Origin of the sequence: uncultured Nitrosomonas sp. (assembly GCF_902826915.1) — a bacterium.
In the GTDB taxonomy this organism is placed as follows: Bacteria; Pseudomonadota; Gammaproteobacteria; order Burkholderiales; family Nitrosomonadaceae; genus Nitrosomonas.
In genome coordinates this window covers 1-20,812 of sequence record NZ_CADEGP010000021.1, presented here as the reverse complement: position 1 = coordinate 20,812, position 20,812 = coordinate 1, and the positions used below count along the sequence as shown (strand labels likewise).

Genomic DNA, 20,812 nt, shown 5'->3' with positions numbered 1-20,812 from the left:
TATGCACTGGGAGTATCTATTTTTCACACAGAGATGTACGAATACCTACTCGCTGGTTTAAGCACATATAATTTCCTTAATTTAGCAGCACACCGCATATTGCAACTCATGCACCAATCAGCAGCTCCTGAATTTCTGGTGCTTTTTCATAGCCCTATCTTTTTAAAAAATAGAATATTTGGAAACCTAGAAAGAACTTATGTGTAAAGCTTTAATGCGCTATCTACGATCAAGAGCTTCTCGGCATTTCATATTGTCACTTCTATTATTTTCGATTTCCTTTGCAATAAATAATACTTACGCAACAAGCTCTTCGAAAGCCAACTTATCAGCCGTATATATTTACAAACTGGCTGAACACATTCAGTGGCAAAATTCCGCTCAAAAGAATCTTTATCATTTCCATCTCATTGATAAAGACAATCAGATAGAAGATCAACTCAGAAAGATTTCACAAATCAAGAAATTGCATGAAAAGGAACTGAAAATTACTCGCAGTACTAGCGATAACATACCCAATAACGTTGATCTGATTTTTATAGCCAAGAATGCGATAGAAAAATACTCGCAAATTTTTTCGGTAACAGAAAATACAAATACTCTCCTCATTTCCGATAATCTAAAAAATGACCGGATCGCACTAATAGATTTACAGGAAAACTCAGATCAAAGTATTTCTTTTAGAATCAACAAGGCAAATATTTTAAACCGCAATTTGAAGCTTAACCCCGATATCATTCTGCTAGGGGGCACCGAAATTGATGTTGCGAAATTGTACAAGGAGGGATTACAAAACCTCCAGTCCCAAAATCAATTACTAAATACTTTAAAGCAAGATGTTATCTCTCATGAGGTGAGAGGCAAACAATTAAAAGGTGATCTTGAAAAAACCAAAAGCGAAGAACTGCGGCTTTCACAACAATTGTTAGATGCGGGGCAAAAAATTCATCAACAAAATAGCGAAATCGCAAAACTACAAAAACAAATTGGAAAAGAACGCGTAGAGCTAGAAACACTGAAATCGGATACACAAAAAATACGGGAGGCTATCGCTCAAAAAAATGAGATCATTCGTAATAGTGAAGAAAAATACCATCAACTCAAATTGGATATACAAGAAAAAACAAAAATTCTGAAAGAAAAAAAACAGAAGATCTTATTGGCTAACGACCAACTTGAAAAGCAAGAAGCTACTATTAGTTACCAGCAAAAACTCATGTTTCTTCTGATTATTATCGGATTATTGTCCATACTTCTGTTAATCATAACCTTTATTGGATACAGAAATAAAAAAATATCCAACCAATTATTGGAAAAAAATTCAATTGAATTAGCACAGGCCAAGATAATTGCTGAACGCCATGCTCTGGCAAAAAGTTCGTTTCTATCGAATATGAGCCATGAATTACGAAATCCTCTTAATGCTATTATAGGATTTTCACATTTAATTTATAAAAACCCTGCAACACCTGCGAATATCAAAGAGCATTCAAGCATTATTGCGCGCTCAGCCAATCACCTGCTAGGACTCATCAACGATGTTCTAGAAATGTCTAAAATTGAATCCGGAAAGAGTGAGCTATATCAAGAGGATATAGATTTTTGCGACATGGTCCGCGATGTAGAGGGCATGTCGAGAATTTTGGCGGAGAAAAAAGAATTAGATCTGATTGTGGAGCTTTCTCCCGCTTGCTCATGTTTTATACGCACTGACGCAAGCAAGCTGCGTAGAATTTTTATTAACTTGATCAATAACGCCATTAAATACACGAAGGAAGGCGTCATCTCGGTACGTATCAAATGCGAACCAATTGAAAATCAGGAAATTAATTTGCTATGTGAAGTAGAAGACTCTGGTATAGGAATTGCGCCTGAACATTTAGAAAAAATATTTCGTCCTTTTGAGCAAGTAACAAAAACCACCCAGAGAAAAGACTCAATACCAGGTACAGGATTAGGTTTAAGCATTAGTAACGAACTTATTAAGCAGATGCGTGGATCCATCAGTGTGGAGAGCAAACAAAATGTTGGTTCAAAATTCAAATTTAATGTAATTGTATCCCAAGCCTCATGTGAAATGAATCCATCTCACTGTAACATCAGTAAGCTCTCTATAGGAATCAAGCCCGGGCAAAAAATCATAAGAGCACTGATTGTCGAAGACATTGGAGACAATAGAGCTTATTTAGAAAATGTTCTACATCATTCACATTGTGAAGTTATGCTAACAGGAAATGGCAAAGAAGCAATAGAAGCATTCAAATCCCATCCATTTGATATCGTTTTCATGGATATAAGAATGCCTGTTATGGATGGCATTGAAGCGACTAAACAGATTCGCCAATTGCCAATGGGTAAAGATATTAAAATTATAGCCATAACCGCCTCTGCTTTTAAGGAGGATCAAGAAAAAATCATGTTGGCGGGTTTTAATGATTTCATTAGAAAGCCATATTTGCCAGAAGAAATTCACAACTGCCTGACAAAACACTTACAGTTAGAATTTATCTATGAGGGAGCTGGAGAAAGCGACAATAGAGAAATTAAATTCGATATACATACAGAACTTAAAAAACTTACGTTGAACGAGAGGCTTGGTTTAAAATCTGCCGCGATGGCACTCGACGTCGAAAAAACATTGGATATCATTGATATAATCAAAGTTCAGCATCCAGAATTGGCCGATAGATTGCGAATATTTGTCGACAATTACGACTTCGCGCGCCTACGATCATATATCGAAGAATAAAATGTGATATGATTCTCATCACTTAAGAAGTGAAGTCGACAATCATGAAAAATCCACCGGATGTACTCATCGTGGATGATACGTTAGCCAATTTAAAAACGCTAGCGGCTATCCTTAAAGAAGAGAACTACAAAATACGTCCCGCTACAAACGGTAAGGTCGCGTTGGAAAGTATCAATCAATCTCTTCCAGATCTGATCCTACTAGATATTAAAATGCCCGATATGAATGGCTTTGAAACTTGCAAAGCCATTAAAAATATACCTTCTTGCAATTCCATTCCCATCATATTTATTAGTGCTTTGGATGACATAGCCGATAAAATCAAAGCTTTTTCCATGGGGGGTAGTGATTATATTACCAAACCGTTCCGTGAAGAAGAAGTCAAGGCGAGGGTTGCCACGCAGCTCAAGATAAAGCGCTATCAGGATACAATGGAAGATTTGGTTACCGAAGCACTTAACAAGGTCAATATCCTGAATCAAGAGCTTATCGACACACAAAGTGACCTGTTATTCAAATTGAGTGAGGTTTGCGAATCGAGATCAAAAGAAACAGGCTTGCATGTTAAGAGAGTCTCGGAGTTCTCATATTTATTTGCACAATACTATGGTTGCGGCGAAGAAGAAGCTCAATTAATTAAACACGCTTCACCCATGCATGATATTGGAAAAATTGGAATACCCGATTCCATTTTGCACAAATCGGGCAAACTTGACCCGCAAGAATGGGAGATCATGCAATCCCATCCAACTTTAGGATATGAAATACTACATGGCTCGCATCGTCCTCTCATAAACATAGCAGCGCAAATAGCTCATGAGCACCATGAGAAATGGGACGGTACAGGTTATCCTCGCAAAATCGCTGGCAATGAAATCAGTATAGCGGGGCGCATTGTCGCATGCGCCGATGTTTTGGATGCACTGTTGTGCGAACGTTGTTATAAGCCTGCTTGGGAAGCAGATAAGGTTATGACTTATTTTTATGAACAGTCAGGAAAACATTTCGATCCTGATCTTGTCGGAATATTGCTTTCCCAGAAAAAAGACTTTTTAGGTATAAAAAATTCTTTCCAAGATAAATTGGATCAAGAAATTACTGACAAAAATTTTGCTTAAAACTAAATTTGTTCCAATAATCCTTTCAAAGAATAGACTCGGAGAACAATTTATACGCTTGAACTTATACCTAAGAAACGATTCAATTTGAGATCCAAGAAATTAATAACTTTTGTGTAGTGTTAGCATCATGGATGCTGGTTCGGTCCAAAACAGGCCAGGTCGTAAAAAATTACGACGACTCAATTCATCGTCCGCTAGCGCCAAAAGATTATATCCATCAAGACGCACATACAGATCTTTGCCAAGTTGTTTTGATAAACCTACGTTCCATAACGCCGATGTGTTGTATGCGTCGCCTGGAAAGGTGATATTAAGATTGGCCAATTCATGCTTAAGGCGATCAAAGCTCCAGTTTACAACCAATGAGCTGGAAGCTTGATAACCGTTACCCCATTTCTTTTCTAAAATGAGTTTAGACTGATGATCTGGGAATCGATAAAAAACCGAACCGGTACTGGCAAAGTTGCGGTTTGTTGTACCATAATTATGTAACAGCGTGGCGTTGAAGGTTTCTGATGTATAAGTGAGTCTGCCCTCAACACCCATATCGCGATAGCCCTTTTCGTGATTACCAGAACCGCCATTAGCCCGCCAATTGATCCAAGGAGTCACGCTTGCATGAATCTCATTGGTTAGATTATGCTCGTATGTTAATTCAAGATTATCAACCTTATCGGGTAAGATTCTCGTATGGCCGTAATCAAAACGAAGAGCACGTACATCATCTTCAGTCAAGAATCTAGCCGCTCTACTATACATGACCTGTAAGGAATTATTATTTTTTAAATCCTTAGTAATCGCTAAACGAGGAGATAGGAATGTGCTCGCATGCTCATGAAAGTCGACACGACCCCCTGCGAAAAACGCTAAGTCTTCACGTGGTTTCCAATTGATTTCACTCAGTATCGCATGATTCAAGATCGTCCAAGGCTCTACTTTATCCGATACAATAAGAATGGCTTGATGGTCTCGATCTCCTTTTTCAAGGCTGCGCATGCCAATTCGATTATGTCGGAACTCATAACCAAAAGCAGCTTTAATATTAGAATTTTGAGGCTCCCAGCGAATCAGATTGCGTGAGATCAAATGATCCTCACGATCGGAACGGCTGGTAAAAGTATTTACCGGTGCATTTTGCGCAAAATCAAGCACATCATAAGATGCATTGAATTCCAGTCTAGTCGCTTCAGTGAGTTTGATCTTTCTTGTCAACGAAGCGGTGGCCTGTTGATAAAAATATTGTATTCCATTCGGAAAATCAGCGCTGTGACCAGGAACCGGTGGCACCCTGGCAAGAGGCAAGTCCGTATCGATAGGATTTTTGATACCACCGCGTACATAGCGTATCCATGCGCTCCATGATTCATCGTCATATTGCGCATGAAACTTATATTTGTTTTGATCTTCGTAATTCTCCCGCAAATGTGGATTTTGATACGGTACAGGTGAACCGGCAGAAACTTCACGCCCATCAAACGTCACACCGGTGCGGCCTGAAAACAAACGCGCCGAGTCTCGCGAAGCACCAGGTTGCCAGGCTACACCCGCATAAATAAACAATCCCTTATTATCACCCAGCCGTCGTCCATGCCGAAACTCCAGTGTACTTAAGAATTCATTAAATCCTTGACGTAATTTGATATCCGTTCCTGAGAAAGTCAGACCGGTATGGGTGGTCACATCGATCACCCCCGTTATCGCACCACTTCCACGAATCGAACCACCAGGCCCACTTAAGACGCCGATGTGTTGAATATCACCCAATAATGGGATATCGCGCTCTGTAACCGTGCCGCGCGATGTAATATGACGAGACTCCAGGCCATTTACAACATAAAGTAATCGACTGTTACCTGTCTCACCGCGCAAACCCAGCATTGGCAAGCCAAAATTATCATGAACGACATAAGCACCAGGGACTAAAGCTTCGAGCGCTTGATTAAGATCTCGAAATCCCTGGTTTTTCAACTGACTTTCATCAATGAATGTGGCTGTCCCCGGTATTTCTCTATACGATGTTGGCAGTAAAGAAACAGACGGAAGAAACTTGACGCTTGCAAGTTTAGTTAAAGGCAAAGCCAATAATTCCTGCAACTCACGATCACTACTCGTTCTATGGGTAGAATGATTCCGATTAGAAGTCGAAGCCGAAGCCGAAGCCGAAGCCGAAGTCGCTCGCAGATTATTGCTACAAAGCGATAAACAAAGAAAAAGATGAATTAGCGCAACCTTCTTGCTCATTTTCCATACTTTTCTTTTATAAAAGGAATTATATAGAAATAACTCCTTATCTTTAGCACCCCGATACCTAGCGGTTCAAGGTCACCTTCATTCTCGATCATTTCTTTACAATCAGCAATCTGTCTTAGAAAAAACTTTCTTTACGGGTATGACGAGCGTAATCAAAATATGAAGAACCATCGTAATTACTATTTCAATCAAACACCATATAGTAATGGAAGAATTATATCACCTAAGGGTCTTTGCTAAATCACATAAATTTCTTATTTTTATGTGATTTCATATTAATTCGTAAGTTACGGGGTATTTTTTATACCGATTTTTTCCAAAAAGAAACCTGGAGCAATCCCTCTAAGCCGAGTATTTCCGGTCAATCAGAATTAGTATCGATCGCCGTAAAATACTCAGGAGAGATGGAATCATCTATTGATGGATTCGATTACCGGAGAGTAAATAATGAGATATTTTGATAAGATTCATTAAAACCTAAAAGCGCGAGCATTTTTCGCTTGATCTTCCTGATTCTGTCGAAGCCATTAAGATTGAAATAGAATAAAAAGATTAAACCGTCAAAAAATTGAAAAAACAGTCTTTTTAGGCTCCATAACATTCGATTGTAAAAATGCACCTCTAGATTGAACCGGTGTATATCAAATTAATTCTAAAATTAGAGAAAGAGAGAGAAATGAGCACCTTATTTGAACCGTTCAAACTAAAAGATATAACCTTACGCAATCGCATTGCTGTACCACCTATGTGTCAGTATTCCGCCATTGATGGCGTACCTAATGACTGGCATTTTGCGCATTATACGGAACTCGCAAAAGGAGGGGCCGGCCTTGTTATTGTTGAAGCGACTGGCGTCTCCCCGGACGGACGGATTACAAATGGTTGCACTGGACTATGGAATGACGAACAAGCGGTTGAACACGCAAAAATCGCCAAATCGATTAAAAAGACAGGTGTGGTTCCTGGAATTCAGATTGCGCATGCCGGCATGAAGGCCAGCGCAAATAAACCATGGGAAGGAGATGACCATATTCCAGCTGATCATCCGGGTGCTTGGGAAACAATCGCGCCTTCTGCCGTACCGTTTGGAACCGAATCGCTAAACCGTGTGCCACGAGCCATGACAAAAGATGATATTTCCCGTGTACAAAATGATTTTGTGGCAGCGGCCATACGAGCTCTGGATGTCGGTTATGAATGGTTGGAACTACACTTTGCGCATGGTTATTTGGCACAGAGCTTTTTCTCTCGTCATACCAATCAACGTACCGACGAATATAATGGGAATGCAGAGAATCGCGGCCGGTATTTACTGGAAACCATGAGAGCGGTGCGTAAGGTTTGGCCTGAAAATCTGCCTTTTACGATACGTTTCGGTGTCTTGGAATTTGATGGTTACGATGAAGAAACACTTCAGGATGCGATTACTTTGACAAGAAAATTCAAAGAGAACGGCCTTGATTTTATGAACGTCAGCATAGGCTTTGCGACACCCAAAGCAAACATTCCCTGGGGGCCGGCTTTTCTCGCGCCTTATGCCAAGCGCATAAAAGTAGAAGCCGATATTCCTGTCGGATCAGCTTGGGGTTTTGACACTCCGTCACTTGCCGATGCTTCTATCCGTAATGGAGATCTGGATATCGTATTCGTTGGCCGCGCACATTTGGCAAATCCACATTGGGCTTACAAGGCGGCTCTCGATCTTGGCATTAAACAGCCTGAACAAATACTCCCCGATCAATACAAATTCTGGCTGGAGCGGTATCACAGGCGTAACGCTTAATTGTTGAGTGATTATTTTTCCTTACAGGAAAAATAGTTAAGTGCAGTTTATTGAGTAATCTGCTCCGCCAACGGCTGGATAACAGATATCCTTTGGTCAACTAGCTCTGCACATCAACTAATCGAGGCTTTGCAAAAAGCATTTGTTATTTCTAGTTCGTATCGACTGAATAAAAAATTCAAGAAACAAGTTTTTGCAAAGCCTTCTAACGAAGCACCTAATAAAAATTATTCGTACTTGCCAGCACCAGCCAAAGCATTAGGGTTAGTGATATGAAAAACACCATTTTTTAAAAAATTTTCAGTTTTGTGCCACTGCATTTTTTTTCTCAATTGATTTCGATCCGATAAAACATTGGAAATGATTTGCGCACATACTTCTTCAAGATTCAAATCATGTTCGCTCATAGCTTCTTCGTAATCCTTCGGATATCCATCCGCACCGCGGTGTAGATTGAAACTTTGCTTTGTGTATGCGTTGAAAGTATTAATCGCAGAACGTCCATGGATCAGCGAATACTCACCGTTATACTCAGGATTTCGAGAAACATGACTATCTGAAAATGAATCTTGAATAACATGCAACAAAGTACCTAATGCAATGTTTTGGACATTTTCTTTCGCAGGTCTCCAATCGGTTTCAGAACAATCCAATGGCGTAAATAAATTTTCGCCCACTTTTTGTCGAATACATTTCAACGAAAATAAATAAGCAGGTGTCCAGTTTCTACGTAACCTATCATTGATAAAGTATTTATTAAACGTGCGCGTAGCTTCAGCTGACAAAAACTGATGCATTTTACTAAACCGTGTGTGAATAGGAATAAATCCATTCGCTACTTTATAGCTAAATTCAGACCACATCATGACAGCTTTTTGAGTATCTCCAGCCTTCTCTTCATCCGAAGATGCCATTGCATGCAAAAACTGTAAATCATAATGGTGACTGCGATAAAACAAATCGTAGCGATCGGTAATGCGGTCCGAGTTTTCACTTGCATTCTTGAAATTGTCAAACCAAACCATAGGATGATCGGGTAGTAAATTGAGCGGATCGTCATTCCACCGTACACCTCGAATTACCTTTTCAACCAACTCATCATTAATGCGTTCAAAGGCAGGCATTTGTCGCTCTTTAACTAAATTAAATGATCGAACAGTCAATTCCTCGTGAACTGGATGAATGATTAAACTTGCGACGGAACCTGCAGCTTTTTCGGTATTTTCATCATTAAGAATCAATTCATGACTGCCATCATATTTTTTGAATGGGTTGATGTCAAAAGCATAAACCGGCATTCCTCCCAGCAGAAACATTAAGATCAAAACTATTGGTCTCATAATAATTATTTATTTTTAAGTGATATTGATATAACAAAAAAAAGTGTCAGGTCCAGAATCAAGAATTCCTGTTCTTGCGAAGAATAACTCCGATCGTCGTTGGGTGCAATTGATAGCACTCTCCGATTTCTCGTTGGCTGTATACGCCTGTTTTGTAGGCTGCAATGATGGCTGTTGTGCGGTCTTTGTGTTGCGCTGCAATCTCAGGCAAAGGTTTTGCAATCGGCCGTTTTTGCTGTTTGGGTATGTTTAAATCGTCCTTTTTGTTGCTGATTCTTTTCTGCATCTCCGCGACGAAAGCTTTATTCCCTAAATAAATCTGACCTTTCAGATTCGACCATATCTCAGGTTGCTGCTGAACGCCTTGCAGGACAAATTGCCGGTATTTATCCATTGCAATCATTCTTTGCTGTCCAAACAAAGAATATCCAGTCTGTTGTTGACCATTCAGGCTTCGCGGCATCTCCAACCATTGCTCGATAACTGCTCCACGGCCAGTCTTCAAACCGCTTGACCATGCCTTTGGCTCTTAACGGATTCAAAACGACATAGCGGGAAGGTTCGAGTAAATAGCGATCTCTATCCACTAGAATTGCTTTGTATCGCCCCTGAAAAAGATGCCCACTGCGTCCATGCCGCCGATTCGACGCTTGGGTATAAACGCCGTTGAGCTGGCGCATTCCTTTTGACAGATTGCCGTCCAGCGTTTCAATGATAAGATGATAATGGTTATCCATCAAACAGTAGCCATGACACAACCAGTTATAATCAGACACAGCCGTTCCAAGTATTTCTAAGAACCGCAACCGGTCTTCGTCATCTTCAAAAATGGCTTCGCGGCGATTTCCACGCGATGTGACGTGATAAAGCGCATTCGGAAATTCTAAACGGAGTGGCCTTGTCACAGCCTACAATATACATCTTTTATTCTTTATTCGCGACCTGACCCTATTTCTCTGGGCATAATGTTATCGATGGTGGTAATGGGATAGATGCCGTCCATATGGTGGAAACACTCAGTACGCACCATATCTCACTGACTAAAGACGGTTTCATCCGTATCGAGCGAAATGATGGTCAAGCCATCAACGACTTGCAAAGCATCGAAAAGGTTGTCTTTTCTGATCAGACACTCAATATGGATTTTGCAAACCTGGATACGCAAACACTGAAGCAAGTAGCCGGCTTGACGCACATCATGAACAAAGATGCACACATCTGGACACAGCTCAATCAATTTGCATCGTCAAATTTAACGATCGATGCCCATTCGCAGTCACTCATGCAAGCCGACAGTTACCAGGAACATTGGGCGGCACTGTCCAATCAGGAATTTGTTACAAGCCTGAGTGAAGTCGTTTTAGGTCAACCTTTGACAGGCGATAGCCTGAATTACTGGGTCAATCAACTTGACCAGGATTTATTCCAAAGAAGTGATTTGTTTGTTATTGCTGCAAATAACACCGAATATCAAGATACACTCTTCGGTAATGAAGGGCTAATTCTGCTCTAACTTTAGCGCCTAAATTCACTAGCACTGCCTCGCTTGATCGAGCGATGGCATAACTAAAAAGTGTAATTGATAATTTTTGTTAAACACGCTTTTCTAATGATTTAAGCAGTAAGTCGGCAACTGCGCCACCTGATGCAGGATTCTGTCCCGTAACCAACCGATGGTCTTCAACCACAAAAGGCGCCCACGGCGAAGCAGCCTTCTGATACAGCACCCCACGTTTTACCAGTTCGGTCTCGGTTAGAAATGGAACAAATTGATCAAGCTCGGCAAGTGTCTCCTCTTCATTTGAGAAACCGGTGGCTTTCTTACCGTTTACAAGCAGAGAACCGTCAGACAATTTTATGTTCAATAGACCTGCAGCACCATGGCACACGGATGACACATAACCACCGCTCTCATAGATTGAGCGGCTAATCGCTTGCAATTGTTCATTATCGGGGAAGTCCCAGATGACACCGTGACCACCGGCATAGTAAATCGCAACATAATCATCTGGATTAACTTCACTGGGTTTTAGTGTGTTTCCAAGTTTGCTCATAAATGCTTTGTCTTGATACCACTCCCAATCAACTGGCTCGGCCATTGCGAGACTATGAGGATCAATGGGTGTATAACCACCTTCAGGACTAACATAATCTACAGTGTATCCAGCTTCTTCAACTTTTTTTACAAAATGTACAGCCTCACCAAGCCACAAACCAGTGGCGCGCTCAAGATTCGGGTACTTGGGAACACTGGTGAGAACAACGAGAATCTTTTTGTTCATGGCACAACTCCTATAAATATCGGTCGATTGTAATACCTAGCCTTATTTCAACAGCATTTAAGACGACACTTGCTTTTGCAAAAGCAAAAAATGAACAGGTGCCAAAAAAAGGTGTCAGGTCCAGAATCAAGAATTTTTGTTCTTGCGAAGAATAACTCCGATCGTCGTTGGGTGCAATTGATAGTACTCTCCGATTTCTCGTTGGCTGTATGCGCCTGTTTTGTAGGCTGCAATGATGGCTGTTGTGCGGTCTTTGTGTTGCGCTGCAATCTCAGGCAAAGGTTTTGCAATCGGCCGTTTTTGCTGTTTGGGTATGTTTAAATCGTCCTTTTCGTTGCTGATTATTTTCTGCATCTCCGCGACGAAAGCTTTATCCCCTAAATAAATCTGCCCCCATTTCTTTGCTTTCTCCTCTTTGTCTGCTCTTTGCGCTCGATGGAAGGGTTAGGTACCATGCGGCGCGGTCCCTGTGACTTTGCCTTCGATGATTTCACGGATGACGCGGGCCTTCCAAACGATACCGAGCTGGGCCTTTTCCTCGTCAGCCCCAAGCCGCCCCGAGTACACTCCTACGAAATTCCGGATGCGGCCGATGATTTCAAGGCCCTTCACAACTCCGTTCGACATGCCGTGAATGCCAACGCGCTGCATTACTACGGGTGATCCGGAGAGGCCTGGTCGCGTGGCTGTGTCAACCAGCATCTTCGGCAATTTGTCGAGCTCAACGCTTGGCTCACTTGCGATACTTGCGCGCTTCCAAATGGGTAGCTGAAGGTAGGGCATCTCGCTGAACGGGTAGCCGACAATGAACGCGTCATCCGCAACTTCCTCAGAAAACTGGGCATCAAAGTCAATGGCGTTAATCGCGAACAACGCGCGACTACTTTGAATTGTATCCGACAGTGGGAGGACCACCACATCTACGGTATGGCCGTGTACAGGGTGCTCGTACCAAAGCGGTTTCGACATGCGGTCGTCTCCGAACAGCGGCAGATGGTGGCGGATGCAATTGGCTGGCTGTTCCTTGCTGCGGAACATCGTTGAAAGCATGTTGGGAACGGCTAAGGTATCGGACAAGCAATCGCCAGTTGTCGGATGCCGTCCGGAGACGTTGTGCCAGTTTGTGACGAGATAGCATGCACCTTCGTGTGCATAGACGAAACCCGTTCCGCTCGAGAGCACGGCGTCCGTCTCAGTGAAGCACAGGTGCAGGTGATGCGTAGTCAACGAGATTGAGTCGGGGACGATTTTCGCCATCGATGTTTGTATGGGGTATAAGAAAAGAAAAACGTATCAGGCCCAGAATCAAGAATTTTTGAAACGGCCGAGGTCAAATTCATTATGAAATTTTGCATGCGGCAATCTTATCATGGCTTAAAATATAAACATATTATTCTCCTTTAGCGACCTTACTCCTTCTCTGTGCAGTTGAATTGATACCGCAATGAAAAAATTTTCTCCCGACATTATTACCCAGCGGCTTGCCCATCTTCCTACTCCCGCTTATGCAGAAGATTTGCCCGTCAATGTGCGCCGCGAGGAAATCAAGCAAGCGATTGAGCATCATCAGGTGGTCATCATTTGCGGTGAAACCGGTTCGGGCAAAACCACGCAAATTCCTAAAATCTGTCTGGAACTCAAACGCGGCGTGCGCGGCTTGATCGGGCATACGCAGCCGCGCCGCATCGCAGCGCGGACGGTTGCTGCGCGAATTGCTGCTGAGCTGAATAGCCCGTTGGGTCATGCCGTCGGTTACAAAGTTCGGTTCTCGGACAAGATCAGTTCCGATAGTTATGTCAAATTGATGACCGATGGGATTCTGCTGGCGGAAACGCAAGGCGATCCCTTATTGCAGGCTTACGATACGCTGATTATCGATGAAGCCCACGAGCGCAGTCTGAATATTGATTTCCTACTTGGGTTTATCAAGCAGTTATTGCCTCGAAGGCCCGATCTTAAACTGATCGTCACTTCTGCTACGATTGATGCGCAACGCTTTTCGCAACATTTTAATGATGCGCCTGTGATTGAAGTGACCGGACGTTTGTACCCGGTAGAAGTTTTATATCGCCCGTTGCACACTGATGATGAGGAAGATCGCGATATGCAGCGTGGCATTATCCATGCGGTTGATGAGTTGATGGCGTCGGGTTCGGGCGATATTCTGGTTTTTCTCCCGGGCGAGCGTGAAATCCGCGAGACGGCGGAAACCTTGCGCAAACATCATTTTGATCACTTGCGGGGTGGGATAGAAATCTTGCCTTTGTTTGCACGGTTATCGTTTGCCGAACAGGAGCGGGTGTTTCAATTGAACAGCAATCGTCGTCGCATCGTGCTGGCGACCAATGTGGCTGAAACTTCATTGACGGTTCCAGGCATCCATTACGTGATTGATAGCGGTTCGGCACGGGTGAATCGCTATAGCTATCGTAATAAAGTAGAGCAGTTACTGATCGAGAAAATTTCCCGTGCATCGGCTGATCAGAGGGCAGGGCGTTGTGGCCGGGTGGCGAATGGGGTTTGTCTCCGTTTGTATTCAGAGCAGGATTACCAGGCGCGTGCGCCCTATACTGATCCAGAGATTCTGCGTTCTTCGTTGGCCGCCGTTATTCTGCGCATGCAATCGCTGAAAATTGGTGAGGTGGAAAGCTTCCCATTTCTGGAGGCGCCAGCGCCACGCATGATTGCCGATGGTTATCAATTGCTGGCGGAACTGGGTGCCGTTGACGAAAAAAGACAGCTGACCGCGATTGGCTGGCGTTTGGCTAAATTCCCGATTGATCCCAAAATCGCCCGTATGATTTTAGCGGCAAAACAGGAGAACTGCCTGCACGAAATACTGATCATTACCTCGGCTTTGAGCCTGCAAGATCCACGCGATCGACCGTTTGAACAACAGGCAGCGGCCGACGAGGCACACCGGCGTTTTCAAGATGAGCGCTCAGATTTTCTTGCCTATCTGAAGCTTTGGGATTTCTTTGATGAATTATTAAAGCATAAGAAATCCACCCGCAAACTGATCGCGCAATGTCGTGAAAGTTTTCTATCCTATCGGCGGTTGCGTGAATGGCGCGAGATTCATGGTCAACTGCATGTATTGATGACAGAGCTGGGTTTTAGGCCCAACGAGATACCCGCAAGTTATGATGAAATTCATCGCGCCTTGCTCGTTGGATTGCTCGGTAATATCGGCTCTAGATCCGAGAAAGAGGGCGAGTATCTGGGGGCTCGTGGCATCAAGTTTGCGATTTTTCCCGGTTCTGTATTGAGAAAAGGTAAGAGCAAATGGGTAGTTGCTGCGGAATTGGTCGAAACCAGTAAGTTATTTGCGCGCTGCGCGGCAAAAATTGATCCGACCTGGTTGGAAAGGATTGCCGGTAGTTTGTGCAAAAGACACTATTCTGATCCGCACTGGGAGAAGAAACGGGCGCAGGTCGTGGCTTTTGAACAAGTAACGTTGTATGGCTTGATGATTGTTCCCAGAAGACCGATTCATTATGGTGTCATTAATCCGCGGGAAGCACGCGAGATTTTTATTCGTTCGGCGTTAGTGGCCGGTGAATGGGTAACGCAAGCGCCGTTTTTTCACCATAATCAGGCATTAGTTCAGGAAATTGAAGCGTTGGAGCATAAAACGCGCAGGCAAGATGTATTGGTCGATGAGCAGGAAATTTTTGCCTTTTTCGATGCCACCATTCCGGAAACAGTCACCAACGGTGCCGGATTCGAGAAATGGCGCAAGCAAGCTGAACAACAGGATGCACGGTTGTTGTATTTAAAGCGTGAATTACTCATGCGCCACCAGGCCGATCATGTAACCGAAGTACAATTTCCTGAAGGCATGACTTTTCCGGATGGTAGCGTGTTGCCCCTTGTCTATCGCTTTGAGCCGGGTCATATATTGGATGGCGTTACCGTTTCTGTACCATTACCTTTGTTGAACCGGCTGGATGGCAAGCAGTTGGATTATCTGGTGCCCGGGTTAGTACGTGAAAAGATTACTTGGTATTTGAAAGCACTGCCTAAAAATATCCGCCGCATGCTGGTGCCGCTTCCGGAATCAGTCACGAAATTTTTGCAAAGTCATTCCAAATCTTCGCATTTGCTCGCATTGCAGGAAGCATTAGAGAAATTTGTGTTAAAAGAAACCACCTTGACGGTTCCGCTTGAGACTTGGAAAACAAACGATATTCCAATGCATTTATTGATGAATATTCGAGTGTTCGATGATGCCGGACAAGAACTAGCTATGAACCGGGATCTCAATGTATTGCAGAAGCGGCTCGGTGAAGCAGCGCAAATGGTTTTTGTGAGGCGTGGTGATGAGAGCGAGAAAAATTCTATTGAGCGTGAACAGATAACGCAATGGGATTTTGGCGATTTGCCCGATGAAATAGTATTTATGCGAGGTGGCCAACAATTGACAGGTTATCCGGCGTTGATTGATCACACCGATAGTGTCGCCATCCGATTGTTTGATACGCGAGCAGCGGCTGAAACGGCGATGCGTTTGGGTATTAGACGGTTATTATGTTTCGGTCTGAAAGACCAGCTTAAGCAATTGGAAAAGAATCTGCCCGGATTAAGGGAAATCAGCATGCAATTGACAGCACGAATAAATCCGGGTGATCTGAAACAGGATATGCTGAATGCTATTATAGACCGCGCACTGCTGAGCGATGATCCGCTTCCACGCACTGAATCAGTATTTATTGAGCAAAGGGAACGTGCTAAGAATCGACTTCCGGAAGTTTCTGTTTTTCTGTCTGGAATGCTACAACAAATAGGTTGCGAGTATCAAACGCTATTGCAGAAATTCACTAAGATTCGGGTCGATAAAGTAAAAACTGAATTAAATGCGCAGCTTGAGAATCTTATTTATCCTGGATTTGTCAGCAATACGCCCTGGGATAAAATATTGCACATACCCCGTTATTTAAAAGGCATGGGATTGCGCATCGAGAAATTGCCCGTAAATCCGGAACGCGATGAGCATAACGGCCTTGAAGTTAATGCGCTGTGGCAGCAATATTTACAACGCCTGGCAAAGCATCAAGAAATTGAATACGTAGATAGAAATTTAAGCGAATTTCGCTGGCAGATCGAAGAATTGCGAGTTTCTTTGTTCGCGCAAGAATTAAAAACTCCCTATCCGGTATCTGTTAAGCGGTTGCAGAAGCTTTGGGAGAGTGTGCGCCTGTAATTCGGCTTAGTTCTGCGAGTAGAGGAGAACAAGTAGACAGATTTCTAAGGGATGTAATGCCCCGCAGAAAGGCTGCGGGGAGGACTTTCCTTAGCGCTGTAAGAACAACCAGCGCTAAGAATTGGCTATATGGATGGAACTAATCTGAGCTCTTCCCCGGAAGGGATGTTTGAGTTCTTGGGTGAAGGATCGCTTGGAATTACTGGTTCCGAAGGAAGCTGCATATATTCTTCTGCAGTTTTTGTTTCTGCAGCTTTCTCTTCATCGAGAATATAACCGGGCTCAAAATTTGGTCCAATGCTTTCTTGCTCGGTAAATTGATGGTTTGGATGAAAAGCTTTATCGAAAGCAAATACATTCCCTGCATAACAAGCTGTGCACACAGTGGCTGCTATTGTTAAGGCTTTTAATTTATTCATGCTGATTCTCCTTGTATTTTGTTTTAGTGAGAGCCATTGACGATGGCTTGCTTCCTCAAAAAGGTTGGTACAGTAAAGCACACATTTAGCGGGTAATATATGCAATTTGTTGCGTAGCGTTATAACAATGAGGGAACATAAGCCGCTACACAGTATGTGCCAATTAGTAAATATACACCAAAAACAGTTTTATTTTTTAAAATAGAATAAATTAGGTGTTGAATTTTGCCCTATCTTCGGTTCAAAAATAGAAAATTTTGCACAAAAAACAACACATGTGACGAAGCATTTAAGCGCAGCATCGTGTGTGATGCACACACACTGTCGGAAGCGAGTAGCAGTATTACAGAGCCTGGAAACTAATGCAGTCCTAACGACTCAAGCGTAATCTCATCCCCTTCGTCATCATAATCAGAAAAATCCTTTCTGATGGCTTCGAATTCGTCATCATCAGAATCATCTTTGTTGCTTCCAAATTCATCAATAATTTTTGCGAGATGACTAGGTGGAATTTTGCTATTTACTATCATATCTTCTCCACCCTCCGAATCATTGGCAGAATAAAAGCCATCGTCATCATCATCAAAAGAAAGTTCTTTGATCATCGCTATCTACCTCCACATAATAATTTGAAGAAGTACTATTGATATCATACTGCGCTGACACAAAACTAATAATAAGACGGGGTTTCTGCCGGCATTTTCAAGTTTTGAAAGATCCCAGAGTAATTTATTTTTTGCCGTGAGATTATCCGAAATTTAGCTAATCCCTAATAACCATAAAATTCTTCAACTATTAAAGTTTAAAATTAACTGTCAATATTAATTCTCAAGATTAGTTAATGATCCAGCGTCTAGCGATAATTCGAATTCGGCGTCTAATTTAATGTCATTGTTGCTGCCACGACACAGTTTCAGCTCATTGCTGCTTTTTGACAAGTTAGTAGCTTCACCATCGATACTGATCGAATAGAAATTTGGATTATTCTTGATTTGGGTAATAAACATTACGTCTTCTATAGCTGTATTTGCAAACACTTGGGTCAATTACGGCAATTGGGATTTAGCAATTGTTAGCTTAACGAGTTAGGCTATCATTAATTTCTCTTCTACTTTGCTGCTATCTCAATAACGCATGATACCGAATTAGGTTATGTCATTAAGTGATAAAAATCACATTGACTCCGTGAAGTTAGATATAAATTGAGATCTCTGTACTGGCAGTCAGAAGGAGACACTTATGAATAATTGCAATAATTCAGCCCATATTCCACCGATCATGACAGAGATGATCTTTATCGTCAGCATCAGCATACTGGTTCTGACTGGTTGCACCACAGTGGAAACTAGATCCACCGTTACACCGCAAGATATTGCCGCCACTGCCTGCCGGGCCTTATATCAAGAAATTGACGCTACTATTGACAACGTGGGTGTACGTGATTACGGTTCATCGCTGATTGAGGGGTTCCCTTACCTTCGTACAACACGTCTGTTGGCTTCATTCAGTCATGAATTAAACGATAAATCACCGCAGTGGTTGGCATGGGTTGCTCACATGACTGATCTCGATGCTCAATCGCGTGCATTAGAGTTGCGTAATCTGCCTTCTTCAGTGCTAAGTCAACCTAAGGATACTTTGCTTGATGAACTCAATAAATGTCGCGATCTATTAATATCCATTGATCTTACGAATCCTCAGCAGCGCACACGACTACGCGATATTGTCCATGTTCCGGATGATTATGTCACTTGGTGGCAAACACTTGGCCTTTATCCGCTCACTGCTCCTGTTATTGCTGTAGGAATATCTGAATGGCATCGCAAAACACATGAGATTTTCGCGATACCGTTTGCATCGTTACCGGTTGCGGGCAAACTGATACGTTGGGTGCCGATATCAAATGCCATGACGCCAGGAGTGGATGCTTTGCTATCTGATCAATCGCTCACTGCTCAACAGATCAGCGGAATTCTGTATCGATCGCTCGATCCACTGGGCATTCCCATGCCAGAAGATATTGAATTGGATCAGCTTTTCAATACATTTGCACCCATATGGGAGGTGGATGTCGCTGATGATAATGATCGCATTGGTAAGATACATCTGGAAAACGGGCCCTCCGTAGACATCGCTCGCCCGACATTCTATCGCAAGGTTTCACACACTCGCTCTGGCCAACAAGTGTTGCTACAGCTCAATTACATTGTCTGGTTTCCAGCACGATCGGGTAGCGATATTTACGCAGGTCGACTCGACGGCATCAACTGGCGGGTAACGCTAGGGCCAGACGGTAAGCCTTGGCTTTACGATGTCATTCATAATTGCGGTTGCTATCACAAGTTCTTCCTGAGTCATCAGTTACGTTTGCGTAAAGACCTTCCTTTGGCCTATTTTGAATCGCCGCTGCTACCGCAATCTGCACCCGAGCAACAATCTCTGGTGCTGCGTATCGCTCATCATACGCATTTCATCCAGCGGATTTATTCTGATAACGCACCAAACATTCAATCATCGGCGATACAGGAAAACCAGCCATTGCTGTGGGAGGATTATGATGAGCTACGCTCTTTGCCCTCGGATGAGGGATATCGTAGCTTATTCGGAAAATATGGATTGGTTGCTGGAACGGAACGATCCGAGCGATTTCTTTTTTGGCCCATGGGAATCCGCTCGCCAGGTGCAATGCGTCAGTGGGGTCGTCATGCTACTGCTTTTAACGGGCGCCGACATTTTGACGATGCTTTTCTTATTGAATCCTTATTTGAAAGGACACCATAAAGTATGAAGAGAATTTTATTTTGTGTAGCCATTAGTCTGCCGGCTATTGCATGGGCGGGAGACTTGCGTGTCGATATTGCCCGTTTTTCTCAAGGCGATCTGAACGGCTGGCAAAAAAAGGCTTTTGCTGGTGAAACTCGCTATTCTTTAGATCATTCGGATGGACAGCTTGCCTTGCGTGCTGATAGCGATGCAGCAGCTTCAGGTCGTTATCGCGAGATACGCATTGATCTTAACCAAACGCCCATACTCAATTGGGCCTGGAAGGTCGGCGGCATATTAACCGGGAACGATGAACGTACTCGAGCTGGCGACGATTATCCGGCGCGGGTTTATGTGGTGTTTTCCGGTGGAGTCATGTTTTGGCGCACGCGTGCCATCAATTACGTGTGGTCGAACCAGCAACCGATCGGCAGTCGTTGGCCCAATGCTTTTACCGATCATGCACAAATGGTCGCGATTGAATCAGGTTCTGATCGGGTCGGTCAGTGGATCAACGAACGTCGAGATGTGCGTGCCGATTACTGGCGTGCATTCGGTGAAGAGCCGGAGCAAGTTGATGCGGTAGCAATCATGACCGACACAGACAACACAGGTGCAGTGGCTACAGCATGGTATGGTGATATCTGGTTTTCAGAAAAATAATAGATAGAACTCTGAGCCAACTTGATTTTAGCTTACGCCCATTTCAATTGGTAGGTGAGTAGTGCACGAACATTGAAAAGCGCATCATTCTGGCTAGAGACTGCTGGAGGGCGTGTTACCCATAGTGGGCTATAGAACATTCCCACGCTCAGTCTGATTTTTCGGTCAGGGAATAAGCAACACGAGCTATGATTATTTCTGGTGTATGACAAGTGAGGAGAAAGCGGTGTAGCCTG

18 protein-coding genes are annotated in these 20,812 nt (G+C 43.2%); 7 read left to right on the top strand and 11 right to left on the bottom strand.

Features of this window, described 5'->3' with window-relative positions; all coding sequences use genetic code 11:
- Positions 1–253 precede the first annotated feature (253 nt).
- Both QZV86_RS05515 and QZV86_RS05510 read left to right on the top strand, forming a co-directional pair.
- Entirely contained in the window at positions 254–2,749 is a 2,496-nt protein-coding gene (locus QZV86_RS05515; RefSeq protein WP_295624835.1) for a YfiR/HmsC family protein, read from the top strand.
- Between the two features lie 44 nt (positions 2,750–2,793).
- Positions 2,794–3,870 carry an HD domain-containing phosphohydrolase gene (locus QZV86_RS05510; protein WP_295624833.1) on the top strand — a complete coding sequence of 359 codons (1,077 nt, stop codon included), beginning with the start codon at positions 2,794–2,796 and terminating at the stop codon, positions 3,868–3,870.
- A 102-nt stretch (positions 3,871–3,972) separates the two neighbouring features.
- Here the strand turns inward: QZV86_RS05510 and QZV86_RS05505 are convergent, their stop codons facing one another.
- Positions 3,973–6,114: a TonB-dependent receptor plug domain-containing protein gene (locus tag QZV86_RS05505; RefSeq protein WP_295624831.1), complete on the bottom strand. Its 2,142-nt coding sequence runs from the start codon at positions 6,112–6,114 to the stop codon at positions 3,973–3,975.
- A 685-nt stretch (positions 6,115–6,799) separates the two neighbouring features.
- Between QZV86_RS05505 and QZV86_RS05500 the strand changes: the two genes are divergently transcribed.
- Positions 6,800–7,906, top strand: a complete 1,107-nt coding sequence (locus tag QZV86_RS05500; RefSeq protein WP_295624829.1) for an NADH:flavin oxidoreductase/NADH oxidase — start codon at positions 6,800–6,802, stop codon at positions 7,904–7,906.
- Between the two features lie 227 nt (positions 7,907–8,133).
- Here the strand turns inward: QZV86_RS05500 and QZV86_RS05495 are convergent, their stop codons facing one another.
- The 3 genes from QZV86_RS05495 to QZV86_RS05485 are packed head-to-tail and all read right to left on the bottom strand — an operon-like array spanning position 8,134 to position 10,151.
- Positions 8,134–9,246: a hypothetical protein gene (locus QZV86_RS05495; RefSeq protein WP_295624827.1), complete on the bottom strand. Its 1,113-nt coding sequence runs from the start codon at positions 9,244–9,246 to the stop codon at positions 8,134–8,136.
- A gap of 58 nt (positions 9,247–9,304) precedes the next feature.
- Positions 9,305–9,649 carry a hypothetical protein gene (locus QZV86_RS05490; protein WP_295624825.1) on the bottom strand — a complete coding sequence of 115 codons (345 nt, stop codon included), beginning with the start codon at positions 9,647–9,649 and terminating at the stop codon, positions 9,305–9,307.
- Complete coding sequence (locus QZV86_RS05485) at positions 9,633–10,151, bottom strand: transposase (RefSeq protein WP_295624823.1); 519 nt, start codon at positions 10,149–10,151, stop codon at positions 9,633–9,635. Before QZV86_RS05485 ends, QZV86_RS05490 begins: the two co-directional genes overlap by 17 nt.
- A 98-nt stretch (positions 10,152–10,249) precedes the next feature.
- Between QZV86_RS05485 and QZV86_RS05480 the strand changes: the two genes are divergently transcribed.
- On the top strand, positions 10,250–10,759 hold the full coding sequence (locus tag QZV86_RS05480) for a DUF4214 domain-containing protein (RefSeq protein WP_295624821.1): 510 nt from the start codon (positions 10,250–10,252) through the stop codon (positions 10,757–10,759).
- 79 nt (positions 10,760–10,838) lie between these two features.
- Here QZV86_RS05480 and QZV86_RS05475 read toward each other — a convergent pair whose 3' ends face one another.
- The 3 genes from QZV86_RS05475 to QZV86_RS05465 all read right to left on the bottom strand — a co-directional run bounded on the left by QZV86_RS05475 (position 10,839) and on the right by QZV86_RS05465 (position 12,785).
- Positions 10,839–11,528: a type 1 glutamine amidotransferase domain-containing protein gene (locus QZV86_RS05475; protein WP_295624818.1), complete on the bottom strand. Its 690-nt coding sequence runs from the start codon at positions 11,526–11,528 to the stop codon at positions 10,839–10,841.
- Between the two features lie 126 nt (positions 11,529–11,654).
- Positions 11,655–11,882: a hypothetical protein gene (locus tag QZV86_RS05470; RefSeq protein WP_295624816.1), complete on the bottom strand. Its 228-nt coding sequence runs from the start codon at positions 11,880–11,882 to the stop codon at positions 11,655–11,657.
- Positions 11,883–11,972: 90 nt separating this feature from the next.
- Positions 11,973–12,785, bottom strand: a complete 813-nt coding sequence (locus QZV86_RS05465) for a trypsin-like peptidase domain-containing protein (RefSeq protein WP_295624814.1) — start codon at positions 12,783–12,785, stop codon at positions 11,973–11,975.
- A gap of 187 nt (positions 12,786–12,972) precedes the next feature.
- Here QZV86_RS05465 and hrpA point away from each other — a divergent pair, with 187 nt between their 5' ends.
- Positions 12,973–16,731, top strand: a complete 3,759-nt coding sequence (gene hrpA, locus QZV86_RS05460) for an ATP-dependent RNA helicase HrpA (RefSeq protein ID WP_295624812.1) — start codon at positions 12,973–12,975, stop codon at positions 16,729–16,731.
- A gap of 125 nt (positions 16,732–16,856) precedes the next feature.
- Here the strand turns inward: hrpA and QZV86_RS05455 are convergent, their stop codons facing one another.
- The 3 genes from QZV86_RS05455 to QZV86_RS05445 all read right to left on the bottom strand — a co-directional run bounded on the left by QZV86_RS05455 (position 16,857) and on the right by QZV86_RS05445 (position 18,157).
- On the bottom strand, positions 16,857–17,150 hold the full coding sequence (locus QZV86_RS05455) for a hypothetical protein (RefSeq protein WP_295624810.1): 294 nt from the start codon (positions 17,148–17,150) through the stop codon (positions 16,857–16,859).
- Between the two features lie 359 nt (positions 17,151–17,509).
- Entirely contained in the window at positions 17,510–17,755 is a 246-nt protein-coding gene (locus tag QZV86_RS05450) for a hypothetical protein (RefSeq protein ID WP_295624808.1), read from the bottom strand.
- Positions 17,756–17,971: 216 nt separating this feature from the next.
- A complete protein-coding gene (locus tag QZV86_RS05445) occupies positions 17,972–18,157 on the bottom strand; it encodes a hypothetical protein (protein ID WP_295624806.1) in 186 nt (61 codons plus the stop codon).
- A 232-nt stretch (positions 18,158–18,389) separates the two neighbouring features.
- Between QZV86_RS05445 and QZV86_RS05440 the strand changes: the two genes are divergently transcribed.
- Together QZV86_RS05440 and QZV86_RS05435 are read left to right on the top strand one after the other, a co-directional pair.
- Positions 18,390–19,931, top strand: coding sequence for a hypothetical protein (locus tag QZV86_RS05440; RefSeq protein ID WP_295624804.1), 1,542 nt, complete (start codon positions 18,390–18,392; stop codon positions 19,929–19,931).
- Positions 19,932–19,934: 3 nt separating this feature from the next.
- A complete protein-coding gene (locus tag QZV86_RS05435; RefSeq protein ID WP_295624802.1) occupies positions 19,935–20,576 on the top strand; it encodes a DUF3047 domain-containing protein in 642 nt (213 codons plus the stop codon).
- 32 nt (positions 20,577–20,608) lie between these two features.
- On the opposite strand, the gene QZV86_RS05430 is transcribed toward QZV86_RS05435, so the two are convergent.
- Positions 20,609–20,812, bottom strand: a 204-nt coding sequence (locus tag QZV86_RS05430; protein WP_295624801.1) for a hypothetical protein, incomplete at its 5' end; no start/stop codon positions are given.